The organism is Pseudomonas sp. DF5 (assembly GCF_058148225.1).
The window spans coordinates 91,640-106,995 of record NZ_JBYVYM010000021.1; the positions used below are offsets into that span (position 1 = coordinate 91,640).

The 15,356-nt window shown below is 60.6% G+C and carries 15 protein-coding genes and 1 pseudogene; 8 read left to right on the plus strand and 8 right to left on the minus strand.

All coding sequences use genetic code 11. The annotated features are described in order from the left end of the window. The first annotated feature begins 164 nt into the window (after positions 1 to 164). The 8 genes from AC30D7_RS19590 (at position 165) to AC30D7_RS19625 (ending at position 10,242) form a co-directional block, all read left to right on the plus strand. Entirely contained in the window at positions 165 to 1,085 is a 921-nt protein-coding gene (locus tag AC30D7_RS19590) for an alpha/beta hydrolase (RefSeq protein ID WP_490135156.1), read from the plus strand. 128 nt (positions 1,086 to 1,213) lie between these two features. Beyond that, positions 1,214 to 2,185, plus strand: coding sequence for a prolyl aminopeptidase (pip, locus tag AC30D7_RS19595; protein ID WP_018929173.1), 972 nt, complete (start codon positions 1,214 to 1,216; stop codon positions 2,183 to 2,185). Further along, on the plus strand, positions 2,182 to 2,619 hold the full coding sequence (gene dtd, locus AC30D7_RS19600; RefSeq protein WP_018929172.1) for a D-aminoacyl-tRNA deacylase: 438 nt from the start codon (positions 2,182 to 2,184) through the stop codon (positions 2,617 to 2,619). Before pip ends, dtd begins: the two co-directional genes overlap by 4 nt. 321 nt (positions 2,620 to 2,940) lie before the next feature. Continuing rightward, positions 2,941 to 4,746, plus strand: a complete 1,806-nt coding sequence (locus AC30D7_RS19605; protein ID WP_490135157.1) for a glucan biosynthesis protein G — start codon at positions 2,941 to 2,943, stop codon at positions 4,744 to 4,746. Continuing rightward, positions 4,739 to 7,309: a glucans biosynthesis glucosyltransferase MdoH gene (mdoH, locus tag AC30D7_RS19610; protein WP_490135158.1), complete on the plus strand. Its 2,571-nt coding sequence runs from the start codon at positions 4,739 to 4,741 to the stop codon at positions 7,307 to 7,309. Before AC30D7_RS19605 ends, mdoH begins: the two co-directional genes overlap by 8 nt. A gap of 282 nt (positions 7,310 to 7,591) precedes the next feature. Beyond that, the gene (locus AC30D7_RS19615; protein WP_490135159.1) at positions 7,592 to 8,389 is read left to right on the plus strand and encodes a transporter substrate-binding domain-containing protein; all 798 of its coding nucleotides are present in this window, start codon (positions 7,592 to 7,594) and stop codon (positions 8,387 to 8,389) included. Positions 8,390 to 8,555: 166 nt separating this feature from the next. Beyond that, entirely contained in the window at positions 8,556 to 9,515 is a 960-nt protein-coding gene (locus AC30D7_RS19620) for an amino acid ABC transporter permease (RefSeq protein WP_490135160.1), read from the plus strand. Then, positions 9,508 to 10,242 (plus strand): amino acid ABC transporter ATP-binding protein, encoded by a 735-nt coding sequence (locus tag AC30D7_RS19625; RefSeq protein WP_204123941.1) that lies wholly within the window; start codon positions 9,508 to 9,510, stop codon positions 10,240 to 10,242. Before AC30D7_RS19620 ends, AC30D7_RS19625 begins: the two co-directional genes overlap by 8 nt. Positions 10,243 to 10,352: 110 nt before the next feature. On the opposite strand, the gene AC30D7_RS19630 is transcribed toward AC30D7_RS19625, so the two are convergent. The 8 genes and pseudogenes from AC30D7_RS19630 to hisI form a co-directional block, all read right to left on the minus strand. Further along, complete coding sequence (locus AC30D7_RS19630; protein ID WP_490135170.1) at positions 10,353 to 11,216, minus strand: methyl-accepting chemotaxis protein; 864 nt, start codon at positions 11,214 to 11,216, stop codon at positions 10,353 to 10,355. Further along, positions 11,208 to 12,290: pseudogene (locus AC30D7_RS19635) on the minus strand (methyl-accepting chemotaxis protein); the annotation flags it as partial. The gene AC30D7_RS19630 and the pseudogene AC30D7_RS19635, both read right to left, overlap by 9 nt. Before the next feature lie 84 nt (positions 12,291 to 12,374). Beyond that, positions 12,375 to 13,082, minus strand: a complete 708-nt coding sequence (locus tag AC30D7_RS19640) for a 16S rRNA (uracil(1498)-N(3))-methyltransferase (RefSeq protein WP_018929166.1) — start codon at positions 13,080 to 13,082, stop codon at positions 12,375 to 12,377. Then, positions 13,079 to 13,873 (minus strand): twin-arginine translocase subunit TatC, encoded by a 795-nt coding sequence (gene tatC / locus AC30D7_RS19645; RefSeq protein ID WP_019581837.1) that lies wholly within the window; start codon positions 13,871 to 13,873, stop codon positions 13,079 to 13,081. The genes AC30D7_RS19640 and tatC overlap by 4 nt, the downstream gene beginning before the upstream one ends. After that, positions 13,870 to 14,301 carry a Sec-independent protein translocase protein TatB gene (gene tatB / locus AC30D7_RS19650; RefSeq protein WP_028939612.1) on the minus strand — a complete coding sequence of 144 codons (432 nt, stop codon included), beginning with the start codon at positions 14,299 to 14,301 and terminating at the stop codon, positions 13,870 to 13,872. Before tatB ends, tatC begins: the two co-directional genes overlap by 4 nt. A gap of 10 nt (positions 14,302 to 14,311) precedes the next feature. Then, positions 14,312 to 14,590, minus strand: coding sequence for a twin-arginine translocase TatA/TatE family subunit (locus AC30D7_RS19655; RefSeq protein ID WP_018929163.1), 279 nt, complete (start codon positions 14,588 to 14,590; stop codon positions 14,312 to 14,314). 24 nt (positions 14,591 to 14,614) lie between these two features. Continuing rightward, on the minus strand, positions 14,615 to 14,947 hold the full coding sequence (locus AC30D7_RS19660) for a phosphoribosyl-ATP diphosphatase (protein WP_003220849.1): 333 nt from the start codon (positions 14,945 to 14,947) through the stop codon (positions 14,615 to 14,617). Then, a complete protein-coding gene (gene hisI, locus AC30D7_RS19665; protein WP_007936797.1) occupies positions 14,940 to 15,341 on the minus strand; it encodes a phosphoribosyl-AMP cyclohydrolase in 402 nt (133 codons plus the stop codon). The genes AC30D7_RS19660 and hisI overlap by 8 nt, the downstream gene beginning before the upstream one ends. Positions 15,342 to 15,356 lie beyond the last annotated feature (15 nt).

The following is a 15,356-nucleotide window of genomic DNA, read 5'->3' on the forward strand; positions in this document are numbered from 1 at the left end:
TGGCGAGGAAGACGCAGAACCTGTAGGAGCGTGGCTTGCCCGCGAAGAACGATGACGCGTAATACCTGAAAAACCGCGGCGCATTCTTCGCGGGCAAGCCACGCTCCCACAGGATTAGCGTCGTTCATTTTTTCGACTTCCTCTATTTGGCTGGCTGTAGGCTCATGGCTTCTTATCCTCTCTCTGCGCAGATGGCGGCTTTCGTCGAGAAAACCGCCAGCTTCAACAGCACCGACAACAGCCTCGCCGGCATGCGTCAGGCCTATAACGAGATGTGCCGGGCATTTACCCCGCCGCATCCGGCGGGGCTTGAGGTAGTCGATGTCGAGTTGGCGGGAGTGGCGGTGCGCGCCTGGCAACTGTCGGTTCCGCCGCCGACCAACGGTTGGCCCTGCATTGTGTATCTGCATGGCGGCGGTTGGGTGGTGGGGGATCTGGATTCCCACGACTTCATCTGCGCCGAACTGGCATCGGTACTCGGTGTGTTGGTGATCGCCGTCGATTATCGGCTGGCGCCGGAACATCCGTTTCCGGCGGCGTTCGATGACTGTCTGGGTGTCTGGCGAGCCCTGCAAGCGGGACCGTTCCAGCTCGACCTGGCGCGGACGCTGGTGGCCGGCGACAGCGCTGGCGGCAACCTTGCCGCCGCGTTGTGTCTAGCCTTGCGCGATGCCGGCGAACCGGGGCCTTGCGCACAGGTTCTGATTTATCCGGGGCTGGGCGGTGATCACCCATTGCCGTCGCGCAGTGAGTGCGCCGACGCGCCACTGCTCAGCAGCAGCGATCTGGATTGTTATCACGCGATGTATTTGCGCGGTACCCGGCAACCGGGAGCCTATGCGATGCCATTGCTCGCCAACGATTTCAGCGGCCTGCCGCCGGCGTTGATCGCCGTGGCGCAGTTCGATCCATTGCGTGACGACGGCGTGCTTTACGCCGGGCGACTCAACGCCGCCGGCGTGAGCGCAATGCTTTATTACGGTCAGGGGCTGGTTCACGGTTGTTTGCGGGCGCGGGGGCAGGTTGCCGAGGTCGACCGACTCTATGAAACCCTGCTCGGCTATTTGGCTGACAAGACGGGCTGATAAGACGGGCTGACAAACGCTGACGCTGCGAGGGGCATGCTCATTGAAGTAATTCGGGTTTATGATGCCGGACGGCAGAATAATAGAAGTCCCTACAGGGATGACCTCGACCCCTTACGGAGCGCGCAATGCAGACTTTGTACCCGCAGATCAAACCCCACGCCCGGCACGATCTGGCCGTCGATAAAACCCATACGCTGTATGTCGACGAAAGCGGTTCACCGGAAGGTTTGCCGGTAGTGTTCATTCACGGCGGCCCTGGCGCCGGGTGTGATGCGCAGAGCCGCCGGTATTTCGATCCGAACCTGTATCGCATCGTCACCTTCGACCAGCGCGGTTGCGGTCGCTCCACGCCCCACGCCAGCCTTGAGAACAACACCACCTGGGATCTGGTCGCCGATCTCGAGCGGATTCGCAAGCACTTGGGCATCGACAAATGGGTGCTGTTCGGCGGTTCCTGGGGTTCGACCCTGGCCCTGGCTTACGCGCAAACCCACCCGGAGCGCGTGCACGGTCTGATTCTGCGCGGGATTTTTCTCTGCCGTCCCCAGGAAATCGAGTGGTTCTACCAGTGTGGCGCCAGTCGCCTGTTCCCCGATTACTGGCAGGACTACATTGCGCCGATCCCGCTGGACGAGCGCGACGACTTGCTCACGGCATTCCACAAACGCCTGGTCGGCAACGACCAGATCGCCCAGATGCACGCGGCCAAGGCCTGGTCCATCTGGGAAGGCCGCACTGCGACCTTGCGTCCGAACCCGCTGGTGGTCGATCGTTTCTCCGAACCCCAGCGTGCGTTGTCCATCGCCCGCATCGAATGCCACTACTTCACCAACAACGCTTTCCTTGAGCCGAATCAGCTGATCCGCGACATGGGCAAGATCGCCCATTTGCCCGGCGTCATCGTCCATGGTCGCTATGACGTGATCTGCCCGCTGGACAACGCCTGGGAACTGCATCAAGCCTGGCCGAACAGCGAATTGCAGGTGATCCGCGACGCCGGCCATGCGGCGTCCGAACCGGGGATCACCGATGCATTGGTACGCGCCGCCGATCAGATGGCCCGTCGCTTGCTCGACCTGTCGCCTGACGAAGCATGAAGGCCCTGCTGCAACGCGTGCGCGGCGCGCGAGTCGAGGTCGCGGGAGAGGTGGTTGGTGCGATAGATCAGGGGTTGCTGGTGCTGGTGGCGGTCGAACCCGACGACACGCAGGCCAGCGCCGACAAACTTCTGCATAAACTGCTTAACTATCGAGTATTCAGTGATGCCGAGGGCAAGATGAATCTGTCCTTGGCTGACGTGGACGGCGGGTTGTTGCTGGTCTCGCAGTTCACCCTGGCCGCCGATACCAAAAACGGGTTGCGTCCGAGTTTTTCGACTGCAGCCCCTCCGGCCTTGGGCGAGGCGCTGTTCGACTATCTATTGGGCAAAGCGAAACAGGTGCATGGCACTGTGGCATCAGGTAGATTCGGCGCGGATATGCAGGTGCACCTGGTCAATGATGGCCCGGTAACCTTCCTGTTACAGACGTGAAAGCGCTTGAAACATGTTTTTAAGGGCATTTCGGCTGAAAACAGAGGCTTTTCCCGATAAATACTTGCTTCCCCCTGATGCGTTGTAACGCGGCCTACTAGATAATCGCGCGCTACGGGGATCAGCGTTCGTTGGTCCATTTTGACTTAGGTAGAGACTTGTCCGCGGCCTGTTGGGGAATCATTTTGCCCCATGGGAGTCGGAACAATGCTCGCCAACTTGGCAAGAGTGGTCCGCAGGGTCGGTTTTTTTCCACCGTACACCGTGCTGGCACTTTAACTGGCCGTTGGTTTTTTGATCTGTTTTCGGCGAGGGTTGCTCGTGATTGTTAGTCCCTGTAATGCACCAAAATTGTCTGCCAAACGGTTTCGAAATGCTCTGGTAGCGGGCTCTGCACTGCTCTGCCTGTTCAGCGCCGGCCAGCTTTGGGCATTCAATCTGGATGACGTATCGGTCAAGGCAAAAGAGCTGGCCGGGCAAAAATACGAAGCCCCGCGCAGTAACCTGCCGAACGAATTTCGTGAGATGAAATTCGCGGATTATCAAAAAATTCGCTTCCTCACCGAAAAAGCCGAGTGGGCTAACCAGAAAACCCCATTCAAGCTGTCGTTCTATCACCAGGGCATGCACTTCGATACGCCGGTGAAAATCAACGAAATCACGGCCAACGCCGTCGAAGAGATCAAATACGACCCAAGTCGTTTCGATTTCGGCGATATGAAGTTCGATCCTAAAGCCACTGAGAAGCTGGGTTATGCCGGTTTCCGTGTGCTCTACCCGATCAACAAGGCCGACAAGCAAGACGAAATCATGACCATGCTCGGCGCGAGTTATTTCCGCGTCGTCGGCAAGGGCCATACCTATGGCTTGTCCGCTCGCGGCATGGCCATCGATACTGCCCTGCCGTCCGGTGAAGAGTTCCCGCGTTTCACCGAGTTCTGGATTCAGCAGCCGAAGCCGGGCGACAAGCACCTGGTGATCTTCGCCCTGCTGGATTCGCCGCGCGCCACCGGTGCCTATCGCCTGACCCTGCGTCCGGGCAGCGACACGGTCGTCGACGTCAAGGCTAAGATGTTCCTGCGTGACAAGGTCACCAAACTTGGCGTTGCGCCGCTGACCAGCATGTTCCTGTTCGGCGCCAACCAGCCGTCGAAAGTGCTGAACTACCGTCGCGAACTGCACGACTCCAGCGGTCTGTCGATCCATGCCGGCAACGGCGAATGGATCTGGCGCCCATTGAACAACCCGAAACACCTGGCCGTGAGCAACTTCTCGATCGAGAACCCGCGCGGTTTCGGCTTGCTGCAGCGTGGTCGTGACTTCAGCCACTATGAAGACCTCGATGACCGCTACGACAAGCGCCCAAGTGCCTGGATCGAGCCGAAAGGCGATTGGGGCAAGGGCTCCGTCGATCTGGTGGAGATTCCTACCGCTGACGAAACCAACGACAATATCGTTGCTTTCTGGAGCCCGGAAAAACTGCCAGAGCCTGGCCAGTCCCTGGACGTCGCCTATCGCATGCACTGGACCATCGACGAAGCCGCCCTGCATTCGGCGGACAGCGCCTGGGTTCAACAGACCCTGCGTTCCACGGGTGACGTGAAGCAGTCGAACCTGATTCGTCAGCCGGACGGCAGCGTGGCCTACCTGGTGGATTTCCAGGGTCCGTCCCTGCAAGACTTGCCGGAAGATGCCGAAGTGCGCAGTCAGGTGAGCGTTGGCGACAACGCGGAACTGGTCGAGAACAGCGTCCGTTACAACCCTGAAACCAAGGGCTGGCGCCTGACCCTGCGGATGAAGATCAAGGATCCGGGCAAGTCCACCGAAATGCGTGCAGCACTGGTCAAGACCATCACGCCTGCCGAGACGATCAAGACCACGGCGCCAGCGTCCAGCTCTTCCGTTGCCAAGGCTGACAAGATCGCCGCCAAGCAGCAGGAGAAGAAGGACAAGGAAGCCAAGCAAGCTGAAGCGCAGGCCCAGCAAGTCAAGGACACCAAGGACAAGGACAACAAAGACGCCAAGCAGCCTGTCGCTGCCGAAGCGGCCCCTGCCACACCGGAATCGGCACCGACTGAACAAGTCCTGACCGAGACCTGGAGCTATCAGTTGCCCGCCGATGAGTAATTCACACGTACAGCCACAAACGCTTGCCGAGTACCTGGCGCATTTGCCGATGACCGACGAGCAGCGCGCGGAACTCGCGGGCTGCAAGTCTTTCAGTGAATTGCACGAACGTCTGTCGTCCCAGGCGTTCGACGCGCCGACCGATGCCGCCCAGGCGTCGGTCGGGCGGCGCCTGACCCTGAACACCGCCGAAGAACTGGCGGATGCGCAAATGTTGGGACTCGACGCCAGTGGTCGGGTTTGCCTCAAGGCAGCCCCGCCGATCCGTCGGACCAAAGTCGTTCCGGAGCCATGGCGCACCAATATCCTGGTGCGTGGCTGGCGTCGGCTGACCGGTCGCACCAACCCGCCGAAGCCGCCGAAAGACGAGAACGTGTTGCCAGCAGCTCGCTGGCGCACCGTCGGTTCGATCCGTCGTTACATTCTGTTGGTGCTGATGCTTGGTCAGACGATCGTCGCCGGCTGGTACATGAAAGGCATCATGCCGTACCAGGGCTGGTCGTTCGTCGATCTGGAAGAAGTCCTGCACCAACCGCTGCTGCAAACTGCGGCCCAGGTGCTGCCTTACGTGTTGCAAACCAGCATCCTGATTCTGTTCGGGATTCTGTTCTGTTGGGTGTCGGCCGGTTTCTGGACCGCGCTGATGGGCTTCCTCGAGTTGATCACCGGTCGCGACAAGTACCGCATTTCCGGCGCCAGCGCCGGCAACGAGCCGATCGCCAAGGACGCACGCACCGCTCTGGTGATGCCGATCTGCAACGAAGACGTGCCGCGGGTGTTCGCCGGTTTGCGGGCGACCTTCGAGTCGGTTGCAGCCTCGGGCAACCTCGATCGCTTCGACTTTTTCGTGCTCAGCGACAGTAACGACGCCGATATCTGCGTCGCCGAACAGCAGGCCTGGCTGGACGTCTGCCGTGAAGCCAAGGGCTTCGGCAAGATCTTCTACCGCCGCCGTCGTCGTCGTGTAAAACGTAAAAGCGGCAACCTCGACGACTTCTGCCGTCGTTGGGGCGGTGACTACAAGTACATGGTCGTGCTCGACGCCGACAGCGTAATGAGTGGCGAATGCCTGAGCAGCCTGGTGCGCCTGATGGAAGCCACGCCGGACGCCGGGATCATCCAGACCGCGCCGCGTGCGTCGGGCATGGACACCCTTTATGCGCGCATGCAGCAGTTCGCCACCCGTGTGTACGGTCCGTTGTTCACCGCTGGCCTGCACTTCTGGCAGTTGGGCGAATCCCACTACTGGGGCCACAACGCGATCATCCGCATGAAGCCGTTCATCGAGCACTGCGCCCTGGCGCCGTTGCCCGGTAAAGGCGCGTTCGCCGGTGCGATTCTGTCCCACGACTTCGTTGAAGCTGCGCTGATGCGCCGTGCCGGCTGGGGCGTGTGGATTGCCTATGACTTGCCGGGCAGCTACGAAGAACTGCCGCCGAACCTGCTGGACGAGCTCAAGCGTGACCGTCGCTGGTGCCACGGCAACCTGATGAACTTCCGGCTGTTCCTGGTCAAAGGCATGCACCCGGTACACCGCGCGGTGTTCCTGACAGGCGTGATGTCTTACCTGTCGGCGCCGTTGTGGTTCTTCTTCCTCGTGCTGTCGACAGCTCTGCTGGCGACCAACACGCTGATGGAGCCGCAGTACTTCCTGGAGCCGCGCCAGCTCTATCCGCTGTGGCCACAATGGCACCCGGACAAGGCGATTGCGCTGTTCTCGACGACCATCGTGCTGCTGTTCCTGCCGAAGCTGCTGAGCATCATCCTGATCTGGGCCAAGGGCGCGAAAGAGTTCGGTGGCAAGTTCAAGGTGACGCTGTCGATGTTGCTGGAGATGTTGTTCTCCATGCTGCTGGCGCCGGTGCGGATGATTTTCCACACCCGTTTCGTGCTCGCCGCGTTCCTCGGCTGGGCCGCAACCTGGAACTCGCCGCAACGTGACGACGACTCCACGCCGTGGAGCGAAGCGGTCAAGCGCCACGGTCCGCAAACCGTGCTGGGCTTCTTCTGGGCGCTGCTGGTGATCTGGCTGAACCCGAGCTTCCTCTGGTGGCTGGTGCCGATCGTCGGTTCGCTGATGCTGTCGATTCCGGTGTCGGTGATCTCCAGTCGTGTCGGTCTGGGCCTCAAGTCCCGTGACGAGAGCCTGTTCCTGATTCCTGAGGAATACAATCCGCCGCAGGCATTGCTGGCGACCGATCAGTACACCCACGAAAACCGTTGGCATGCACTGCACGACGGCTTCGTCCGGTCGGTGGTCGATCCACAGCAGAACGCGTTGGCGTGCGCGCTGGCGACATCTCGTCACCGTCAGGCCGAGCCGATCGAATGGCTGCGCATCGAGCGGGTTCGCCATGCAATGAAGGTCGGGCCTGAGGGGCTGACCAACAACGAGCGTGTGGCCCTGTTGAGTGATCCGGTGGCGCTGAGTCGCTTGCATGAGCAGGTCTGGAACGAAGGCCATGCCGAGTGGCTGCAAGCCTGGCGCACTTCGGTGGTTGCCGATCCGCATGCGCCGTTGTTGCCGCTCAAGCCATTGAGCGTGCAGCCTCAGTTGGCATAACGAAAAAGCCCCGCGAAAGCGGGGTTTTTTTTGTGCCGATGATCGTTCCCGTGTTCTGCATGGGAAGGTCTGGTTGGACGCTCTTGGGGCGCGGAACTTCCCTGCGCCGAGCGTGGGGGGGATCAAACAAATCCTGCCCAACCCCTTGTGCAAACGGCCGAGTGCGTTAGCATCCGTCCCCGAATTGGTGCGCCCGGACAACTTTCTGTTCGTATCTGCCGGTTTCCCAAAGGAAATCAGCGGTTTGCGTGCCTCACAACGCGATGGTTTGGGGACTTGATGATGAAGAAGTATCTGTCGATGCTGCTGGTCGGCGTCACGGCATTGGTTGCAGTCAGCGCGGCGCAGGCCGGTGCCATCGATGACGCGGTCAAGCGCGGCACGCTGAAAGTCGGCATGGACCCGACCTACATGCCGTTCGAAATGACCAACAAGCGCGGCGAGATCATTGGCTTCGAAGTCGACATTCTCAAAGCCATGGCCAAGGCCATGGGCGTCAAGCTGGAAATGGTATCCACCGGCTACGACGGCATCATCCCGGCCCTGCTGACCGACAAGTTCGACATGATCGGCAGCGGCATGACCCTGACCCAGGAGCGCAACCTGCGCCTGAACTTCAGCGAGCCCTTCATCGTGGTTGGCCAGACGCTGCTGATCCGCAAGGAGCTGGAAGGCACCATCAAGTCCTATAAAGACCTGAATACCGCCGACTACCGCATCACCTCCAAGCTCGGCACTACCGGCGAGATGGTTGCCAAAAAACTCATTTCCAAAGCCAAGTACCACGGCTACGACAACGAGCAGGAAGCAGTGCTCGACGTGGTCAACGGCAAGGCCGACGCCTTCGTCTACGACGCGCCTTACAACGTCGTGGCGGTGAACAAGGTCGGCAACGGCAAACTGCTGTTCCTCGACAAGCCTTTCACCTATGAACCCCTGGCTTTCGGCCTGAAGAAGGGCGACTACGACAGCCTCAACTTCATCAACAACTTCCTGCACCAGATCCACGAAGACGGCACCTACGATCGCATCCATGACAAGTGGTTTAAAGACACCGCTTGGCTCAAGGATATGGAGTAACACTCGGTCAGATAGATCGAGTCGCCCCCTTCGCGGGCAAGCCTCGCTCCTACAGGCGGGATTGGAGTAATCCCAATCTTGCGCAAACGCGATCCCTTGTAGGAGCGAGGCTTGCCCGCGAAGGCGTCCTCCCCAGCGACTTAGCATTCGGAACCTGCAAACCCCAATGAAACAGAAAAAAACCCAATGGCCCTGGCACGTATTAACCGTGCTGGTGCTGATCGGCCTGGCTGGCGCGTTGTACTACGCCACCTCGCTGATGTCCTACGAATGGCGCTGGAACCGTGTGCCGCAGTACTTCGCCTACCACGCCGAAGAGTCCCAGCGCGCGGCCGACATCTCCACCGTCAGTGAGCTGGTGCGCAAGGGCAGCAAGGCTGAAGTCACCCTGCGCAATGATGCAGGGGATGAGCAGCACCTGACGGTTGACGACAACAGCCTGCAAGTCGCGCAAGGCGATGATGTGGCCGAAGGCGACGTGATCGGTGTGACCCGGCATTGGGCCGCCGGCCCACTGCTATGGGGTCTCTGGACCACGTTGTGGTTGTCCCTGGTGTCTGGCGTGCTTGGCCTGCTGATCGGCCTGGCCACCGGGCTGTGCCGCCTGTCGAACAACCCGACCCTGCGCGACCTCTCGACGATCTATGTCGAGCTGGTGCGCGGTACGCCGCTGCTGGTGCAGATTTTCATTTTCTATTTCTTCATCGGCACCGTGATGAACCTTTCCCGCGAGTTCGCCGGGATCGCCGCGCTGTCGCTGTTCACCGGTGCCTACGTGGCGGAGATCATCCGCTCTGGCGTGCAGTCGATTGCACGCGGCCAGAACGAAGCGGCGCGCTCCCTCGGTTTGAGCGGTGGCCAGTCGATGCGCCACGTGGTGCTGCCACAAGCGTTCAAGCGCGTGCTGCCACCGCTGGCCGGGCAGTTCATCAGTCTGGTCAAGGACACATCGCTGGTGTCGGTGATCGCGATTACCGAACTGTTGAAAAGCGGTCGCGAAGTCATCACCACCTCGTTCTCGCCGTTCGAAATCCTGTTCTGCGTGGCTGGGCTGTACCTGTTGATCAACCTGCCGCTGTCGAAAATCGCCAGTCGGCTTGAGCGGAGGCTCGCGCAAAGTGATTGAAGTCCGCGATCTGATTAAAGTCTTCGACACTCGCGGCCAGGTGGTTCGCGCGGTGGACAACGTCACCACCCAAGTGGCGAAGGGCGAAGTATTGGTGGTGATCGGCCCGTCCGGTTCCGGCAAGTCGACCTTTCTGCGCTGCCTGAATGGCCTGGAAGCGTTCGACTCCGGCTCGGTGAGCATCGACGGTCTGCAACTGGCCGACCCGAAAACCGACGTCAACGCCTACCGCCGCGAAGTCGGCATGGTGTTTCAGCATTTCAACCTGTTCCCGCACATGACCGTGCTGGAGAACCTCTGCCTGGCCCAGAAAGTCGTGCGCAAGCGCGGCAAGAAGGAGCGCGAGGCCAAGGCCATGGTGTTGCTGGAGAAGGTCGGTATCGCGCAGAAGGCCCACGAGTTTCCATCGCGCCTGTCCGGTGGTCAGCAGCAGCGCGTGGCCATCGCCCGGGCGTTGGCGATGGAGCCGAAGGTCATGCTGTTCGATGAGCCGACGTCGGCGCTCGACCCGGAAATGGTCGGTGAAGTGCTGGATGTGATGAAGACCCTGGCCGTGGAAGGCATGACCATGGTGTGCGTCACCCACGAAATGGGCTTCGCCCGGGAAGTGGCGGATCGGGTGCTGTTCTTCGATCACGGCAAATTGCTGGAAGATGCCTCCCCGACCGAGTTCTTCGATGCACCGAAGGATCCGCGTGCGCAGGCGTTTTTGCGGCAGGTTCTCTAACTTCGTCGCCTGATCCATCGCATTCGCGGGCAAGCCTCGCTCCTACAGGAATTCCCCCGTAGGAGCGAGGCTTGCCCGCGAATGGCTTCACCTCGGTCTTAAGCGAACGCTCAAACCTTGAATCTGCCCACCAGCATCTGCAAATGCGTCCCCAGCCGTGCCAGCTCAACGCTGGAGGCCGCGGTCTCTTCACTGGCGGCCGAGGTCTGCTCTGATACGTCACGCACATTCAGCACGCTGCGGTTGATCTCTTCGGCCACCGCGCTTTGCTGCTCGGCGGCTGCGGCGATCTGCTGGTTCATCGACTGGATCGCCGACACGGTGCGGGTGATGCTTTCCAGTGAGCCACCGGCACGGCGGGTCAGTTCGACGCTGCTGTCGGTCAGGCAGCGGCTGTTGTCCATGATGGTAGCGACTTGCTGAGTGCCGGTTTGCAGGCCGACGATCAGCTCTTCGATTTCTTCGGTGGACTTCTGGGTACGCTGGGCCAGGCTGCGGACTTCGTCGGCGACCACCGCAAAGCCACGCCCGGCTTCACCGGCGCGAGCGGCTTCGATGGCGGCGTTGAGCGCCAGCAGGTTGGTTTGCTGGGCCACGGATTTGATCACGTCGAGCACGCTGCCGATCTTGTCGCTTTCGCGCTTCAGATCGCCCATGGCGGCAGTGGAGTTGCCGACTTCGAGGGCCAGGCGCTCGATCTGAGCGATGGCTTCGCCGACCACCCTGTCACCCTCGCGGGCCTGCTGGTCGGCGGCGACGGCTGCTTCTGATGCTTCCTCGGCGTTACGCGCGACTTCCTGCACGGTGGCGGTCATTTCGTGCATGGCGGTGGCCGCTTGATCGGTTTCAACCTTCTGGCTGTTGACCCCGGCACTGGTCTGCTCGGTAACGGCAGACAGTTCTTCAGCGGCGCTGGCGATTTGGGTCACACCGTCGCTGATGCCGCCGATCAGTTCCCGCAGACTGACGACCATCCGCTGAAGGGTGCTTTGTAATTGACCCAGCTCGTCGCGGCGAGCGACCTCAAGGTTATGGCTCAGATCGCCCGAGGCAACACGTTCGACTGCCACCAACGTCTGTTGCAGTGGAACGACGATCTGCCGCGTAATGATCCAGGCTGCGAGCAGGCCAAACGCCAATGCCAGGACGGTCACGATGATCAGCGTGCTTTTCGCTTGGGCCGTCTCCTGGTTACGCTTGTCGGTTTGCGAGCGGGTCAGTTGTGCGCTCAGGTCATTCAAGCGGGTCTCTTGATCCACCATCTTCTTGAGGGCGACGGCGCTGGCCACTTGCGAATCGCGGAACTGGCTGACTGCGACACGGTAGCCCTTGAGCGATTCGGTGGCTTGTTGCAGGTTGGCGGTGTGTTGTTCTGGCAGTTTGCCCGGCAGGCTTTCAAGGTTTTTCAGGGCGTTGTCGATGGCATCCAACGCGGGTTGCTCGGCTTCGGGCTTGCCGCTGTAGGTATAACCGCGAACCTGGAAGCGCGCTTGCTGGAGCAGTTTGCTCAGCTCGACCACGCTGTTGAATTGAGTGACGCTGTCGCTTTGCAGCAAGGACTTTTCGACTTCTGTCACCTTGGCCACAGCGTTGTCGGCGGTGGCGCCGAGCTTGGATCGCGCCGATTCGCGGTTCTGCGTCGCTTGAGTCATTTCGGCAAAGGCACGTTTGTAGTCACCGATGGTGGCCAGTTGCTGATTGAGCACTTCCTGGTCCGAGATGCGCACAAACATTTTGAGGGCGACTTGCACACCATCGTCAAGCTTGCCCAAGAGTTCGCTGACGGCTGCCGGGCCTTGTTCGCCACGGCGCATTTCGTAGTCGAGACGGGCGGTTCGCAAATCCTTGCCCAACTCGTTGAGACCTGAGATGTAGTTCTGCTTGTCTGCGCGACTGATCACACTGCCCAGGCTATTCCAGCCAGTGAAAGTGATCAGGAGGGTCATGAGCAGCACGAGGCCAAAGCCGACACTCAACTTGTGATTGACGCTTACGTTCCCCAGTTTCTCGGCTAGCCATCGGTACATGCTGCGACTCCCTCGGACCATTGATTGGTTTTATAGGGACTGTATCGGCAGGCAGGCTGGAACCTGTAGGTGAGCAAACACCTGTGGCGAGGGTAAGTGTCTGGGTCAGAACAAACGCGAGAGCAGTGCAGTGACGGCGGTTTCGACCCGCAGGATGCGCTCGCCGAGCTGCACCGGTTGCAGGCCGGCCTTGGCCAGCAGGTCGATTTCGTAAGGAATCCAGCCGCCTTCGGGGCCGATGGCCAGGGTCACGGGTTCGTCCAGGCCACGGGGGCAGGGCGGGTAATTGCCGGGATGACCGACCAGGCCGAGAGTGCCTTCAGTGATTGCTGGCAGGCGATCTTCGACAAAAGGTTTGAAGCGCTTTTCGATGACGACTTCCGGCAGCACGCTGTCCCGGGCTTGTTCAAGCCCCAGGATCAATTGCTCGCGAATAGCCTCAGGTTCGAGGAACGGGGTTTGCCAGAAGCTCTTCTCGACGCGATAGCTGTTTACCAGAACGATTCGCGGCACACCCATGGCGGCCACGGTCTGGAACACCCTGCGGAGCATTTTCGGGCGTGGCAGGGCCAACACCAGGGTCAGTGGCAGCTTGGCTGGCGGCGGCTGGTCGAGGGTGACGCGCAACTCGGCTTCGTCGGCGTCCAGGCGCAGCACTTCGGCGGCGCCCATCAGCCCACCAATACGCCCGACGCGCATGCTGTCACCCACTTCACAGCGGTGGACTTCCTGCATATGGGTCAAGCGGCGATCGCGCAGGATCGCCCGGTCGGCCGCAATGAAATCGGCCTCCTCAAGGAGCAGCAGGTTCACGCTTGGGTCGCTGGCGGCTGGTCGTTGTGATCGTCAGCCGGCTTTTCGTCCGGGTGCTCGCCGCGCTTGCTGATCAGGCCGCCGAACAGGACGCCGATCTCGAACAGCAACCACATTGGTACGGCCAACAGCGTCTGCGAGAAGATGTCCGGCGGCGTCAGGATCATGCCGACCACGAAGCAGCCGATGACCACGTACGGGCGGATTTTCTTCAGGTAGGCGACGTTGACCACGCCGATCCACACCAGCAGCACCACGGCCACCGGGATCTCGAACGCCACGCCGAAGGCGAAGAACAGTGTCATGACGAAATCGAGGTAGCTGGTGATGTCGGTCATCATTTCCACGCCGGCCGGGGTGGCAGCGGCGAAGAACTTGAAGATCAGCGGGAACACGAGGAAATAGGCGAAGGCCATGCCGGTGTAGAACAGCAGGATGCTGGAGACCAGCAACGGCACGGCGATGCGCTTCTCATGCTTGTACAGGCCTGGCGCGATGAACCCCCAGATCTGATGCAGGATCACCGGGATTGCCAGGAACAGCGAGACCATCATGGTCAGCTTCAGCGGCGTCAGGAACGGCGACGACACGTCGGTGGCGATCATCGTCGCGCCGGCCGGCAGGTACTGGCGCAACGGCGTGGAGACGAAGGTGTAGATCTGCTGGGTGAAGGCGAACAACCCGGCGAAGATGATGAAAATCGCCGCTACACAGCGCAGCAGACGGGTGCGCAACTCGGTGAGGTGCGAGACCAGTGGCATGTGCTGGTCGTTTTCGGGGAGATCGCTCATGGGGCTCGCGGCGGCAAAGTGGTGTCGTGAGGCGCCGGGGTTGTCGGCGCAGCGGCAGGAGCAACAGGTTCTACTGGGCTGGCAGGCGCAGGTTCAGCAGCTGCAACCGCCGGTGTGACTTCAGCTGTTGGCGCATGAATCGTCGGCGTCGCCACAGGTTCCACCGGCGTTGGCTCCTGCTGGGTCGGCGTGAAAATCTTCCGCGCCTCCTGCTCCAGGGACAGAATGTGCTCGTTGTGCAGTTGCCGGCGAATTTCGTCGGCACCGATTTCACGTTCAACTTCCTGTTTGATCGCGTTGAAGCTGCGCTTCAGCCGCCCGACCCACAGGCCAGCGGTGCGCGCAGCACCCGGCAGGCGCTCGGGGCCCAGCACCAGCAGGGCGACGAGGCCGACGAGCAGCAGTTCAGAGAAGCTGATACCAAACATTAGTCAGTGCTCACGAGTCTTTGCGGATCGGCTCTTCGACTTTTTGCGCCTGCACGTCGATGGTGTGCGGCGGGTTCACAGACGTTGTGGCCTGTGGCTGGGTCGGCGGAACCGGTTGGGCCGGAGTCGCAGTCGGGTCGGCCGGTTTCTCTTCGTCGTTCATGGCCTTGCGAAAGCCCTTGATCGACTCGCCGACGTCAGTGCCGAGATTTTTCAGTTTCTTGGTGCCGAACACCAGCACCACGACAACCAGGATGACGATCCAGTGTTTCCAGTCAAAAATGCCCATGTTGCATTCCTCTCTAATAACTATTCAGGCGGACGGACGCGAGGCTTTCTCGACGTGTCCGGACAGACCGAAGCGACGGTCCAGTTCATCGAGCACAGCCTGTGGATGTTGCCCCAACTGGGCGAGCATGACCATGCTGTGGAACCACAGGTCGGCGGTCTCGTAGATCACATCGCTGCAGTCACCGCTGATGGCGGCATCCTTGGCGGCGATAATGGTTTCGACCGACTCTTCGCCGACTTTTTCCAGAATCTTGTTCAAGCCTTTGTGGTACAGGCTGGCGACATACGAGCTGTCGGCGGCGGCGCCTTTGCGCTCTTCCAGCACCTGGGCCAGACGGGTCAAAGTGTCACTCATGGGTATGTCCTGCGGAGTAGATGGCGTGCGGGTCTTTGAGAACCGGGTCGACGGTTTTCCAGTCGCCGTTCTCGAAGACGCGATAGAAGCAGCTCTGACGGCCGGTATGGCAGGCGATGTCGCCGATCTGCTCGACCATCAGGATGATCACGTCAGCGTCACAGTCCAGGCGCATCTCATGCAGGGTTTGCACGTGGCCGGACTCTTCGCCCTTGCGCCACAGCTTGCCACGGGAACGTGACCAGTAAATGGCACGGTTCTCGGCGGCGGTCAATTGCAGTGCTTCACGGTTCATCCAGGCCATCATCAGGACGCGTCCGGTCTTGTGATCCTGGGCAATCGCCGGCACCAGTCCATCGGCGTCCCACTTGATCTCGTCCAGCCAGTTTTTCATCTTCGACTCCGACAG

Excerpts from the sequence above, each read along its gene's own strand:
- AC30D7_RS19590 (WP_490135156.1), top strand. The coding sequence starts at position 165 with ATGGCTTCTTATCCTCTCTCTGCGCAGATGGCGGCTTTCGTCGAGAAA.
- pip (WP_018929173.1), top strand. The coding sequence starts at position 1,214 with ATGCAGACTTTGTACCCGCAGATCAAACCCCACGCCCGGCACGATCTG.
- dtd (WP_018929172.1), top strand. The coding sequence starts at position 2,182 with ATGAAGGCCCTGCTGCAACGCGTGCGCGGCGCGCGAGTCGAGGTCGCG.
- mdoH (WP_490135158.1), top strand. The coding sequence starts at position 4,739 with ATGAGTAATTCACACGTACAGCCACAAACGCTTGCCGAGTACCTGGCG.
- AC30D7_RS19615 (WP_490135159.1), top strand. The coding sequence starts at position 7,592 with ATGAAGAAGTATCTGTCGATGCTGCTGGTCGGCGTCACGGCATTGGTT.
- AC30D7_RS19620 (WP_490135160.1), top strand. The coding sequence starts at position 8,556 with ATGAAACAGAAAAAAACCCAATGGCCCTGGCACGTATTAACCGTGCTG.
- AC30D7_RS19630 (WP_490135170.1), bottom strand. The coding sequence starts at position 11,216 with ATGGTCGTCAGTCTGCGGGAACTGATCGGCGGCATCAGCGACGGTGTG.
- tatC (WP_019581837.1), bottom strand. The coding sequence starts at position 13,873 with ATGAGCGATCTCCCCGAAAACGACCAGCACATGCCACTGGTCTCGCAC.
- tatB (WP_028939612.1), bottom strand. The coding sequence starts at position 14,301 with ATGTTTGGTATCAGCTTCTCTGAACTGCTGCTCGTCGGCCTCGTCGCC.
- AC30D7_RS19655 (WP_018929163.1), bottom strand. The coding sequence starts at position 14,590 with ATGGGCATTTTTGACTGGAAACACTGGATCGTCATCCTGGTTGTCGTG.
- AC30D7_RS19660 (WP_003220849.1), bottom strand. The coding sequence starts at position 14,947 with ATGAGTGACACTTTGACCCGTCTGGCCCAGGTGCTGGAAGAGCGCAAA.
- hisI (WP_007936797.1), bottom strand. The coding sequence starts at position 15,341 with ATGAAAAACTGGCTGGACGAGATCAAGTGGGACGCCGATGGACTGGTG.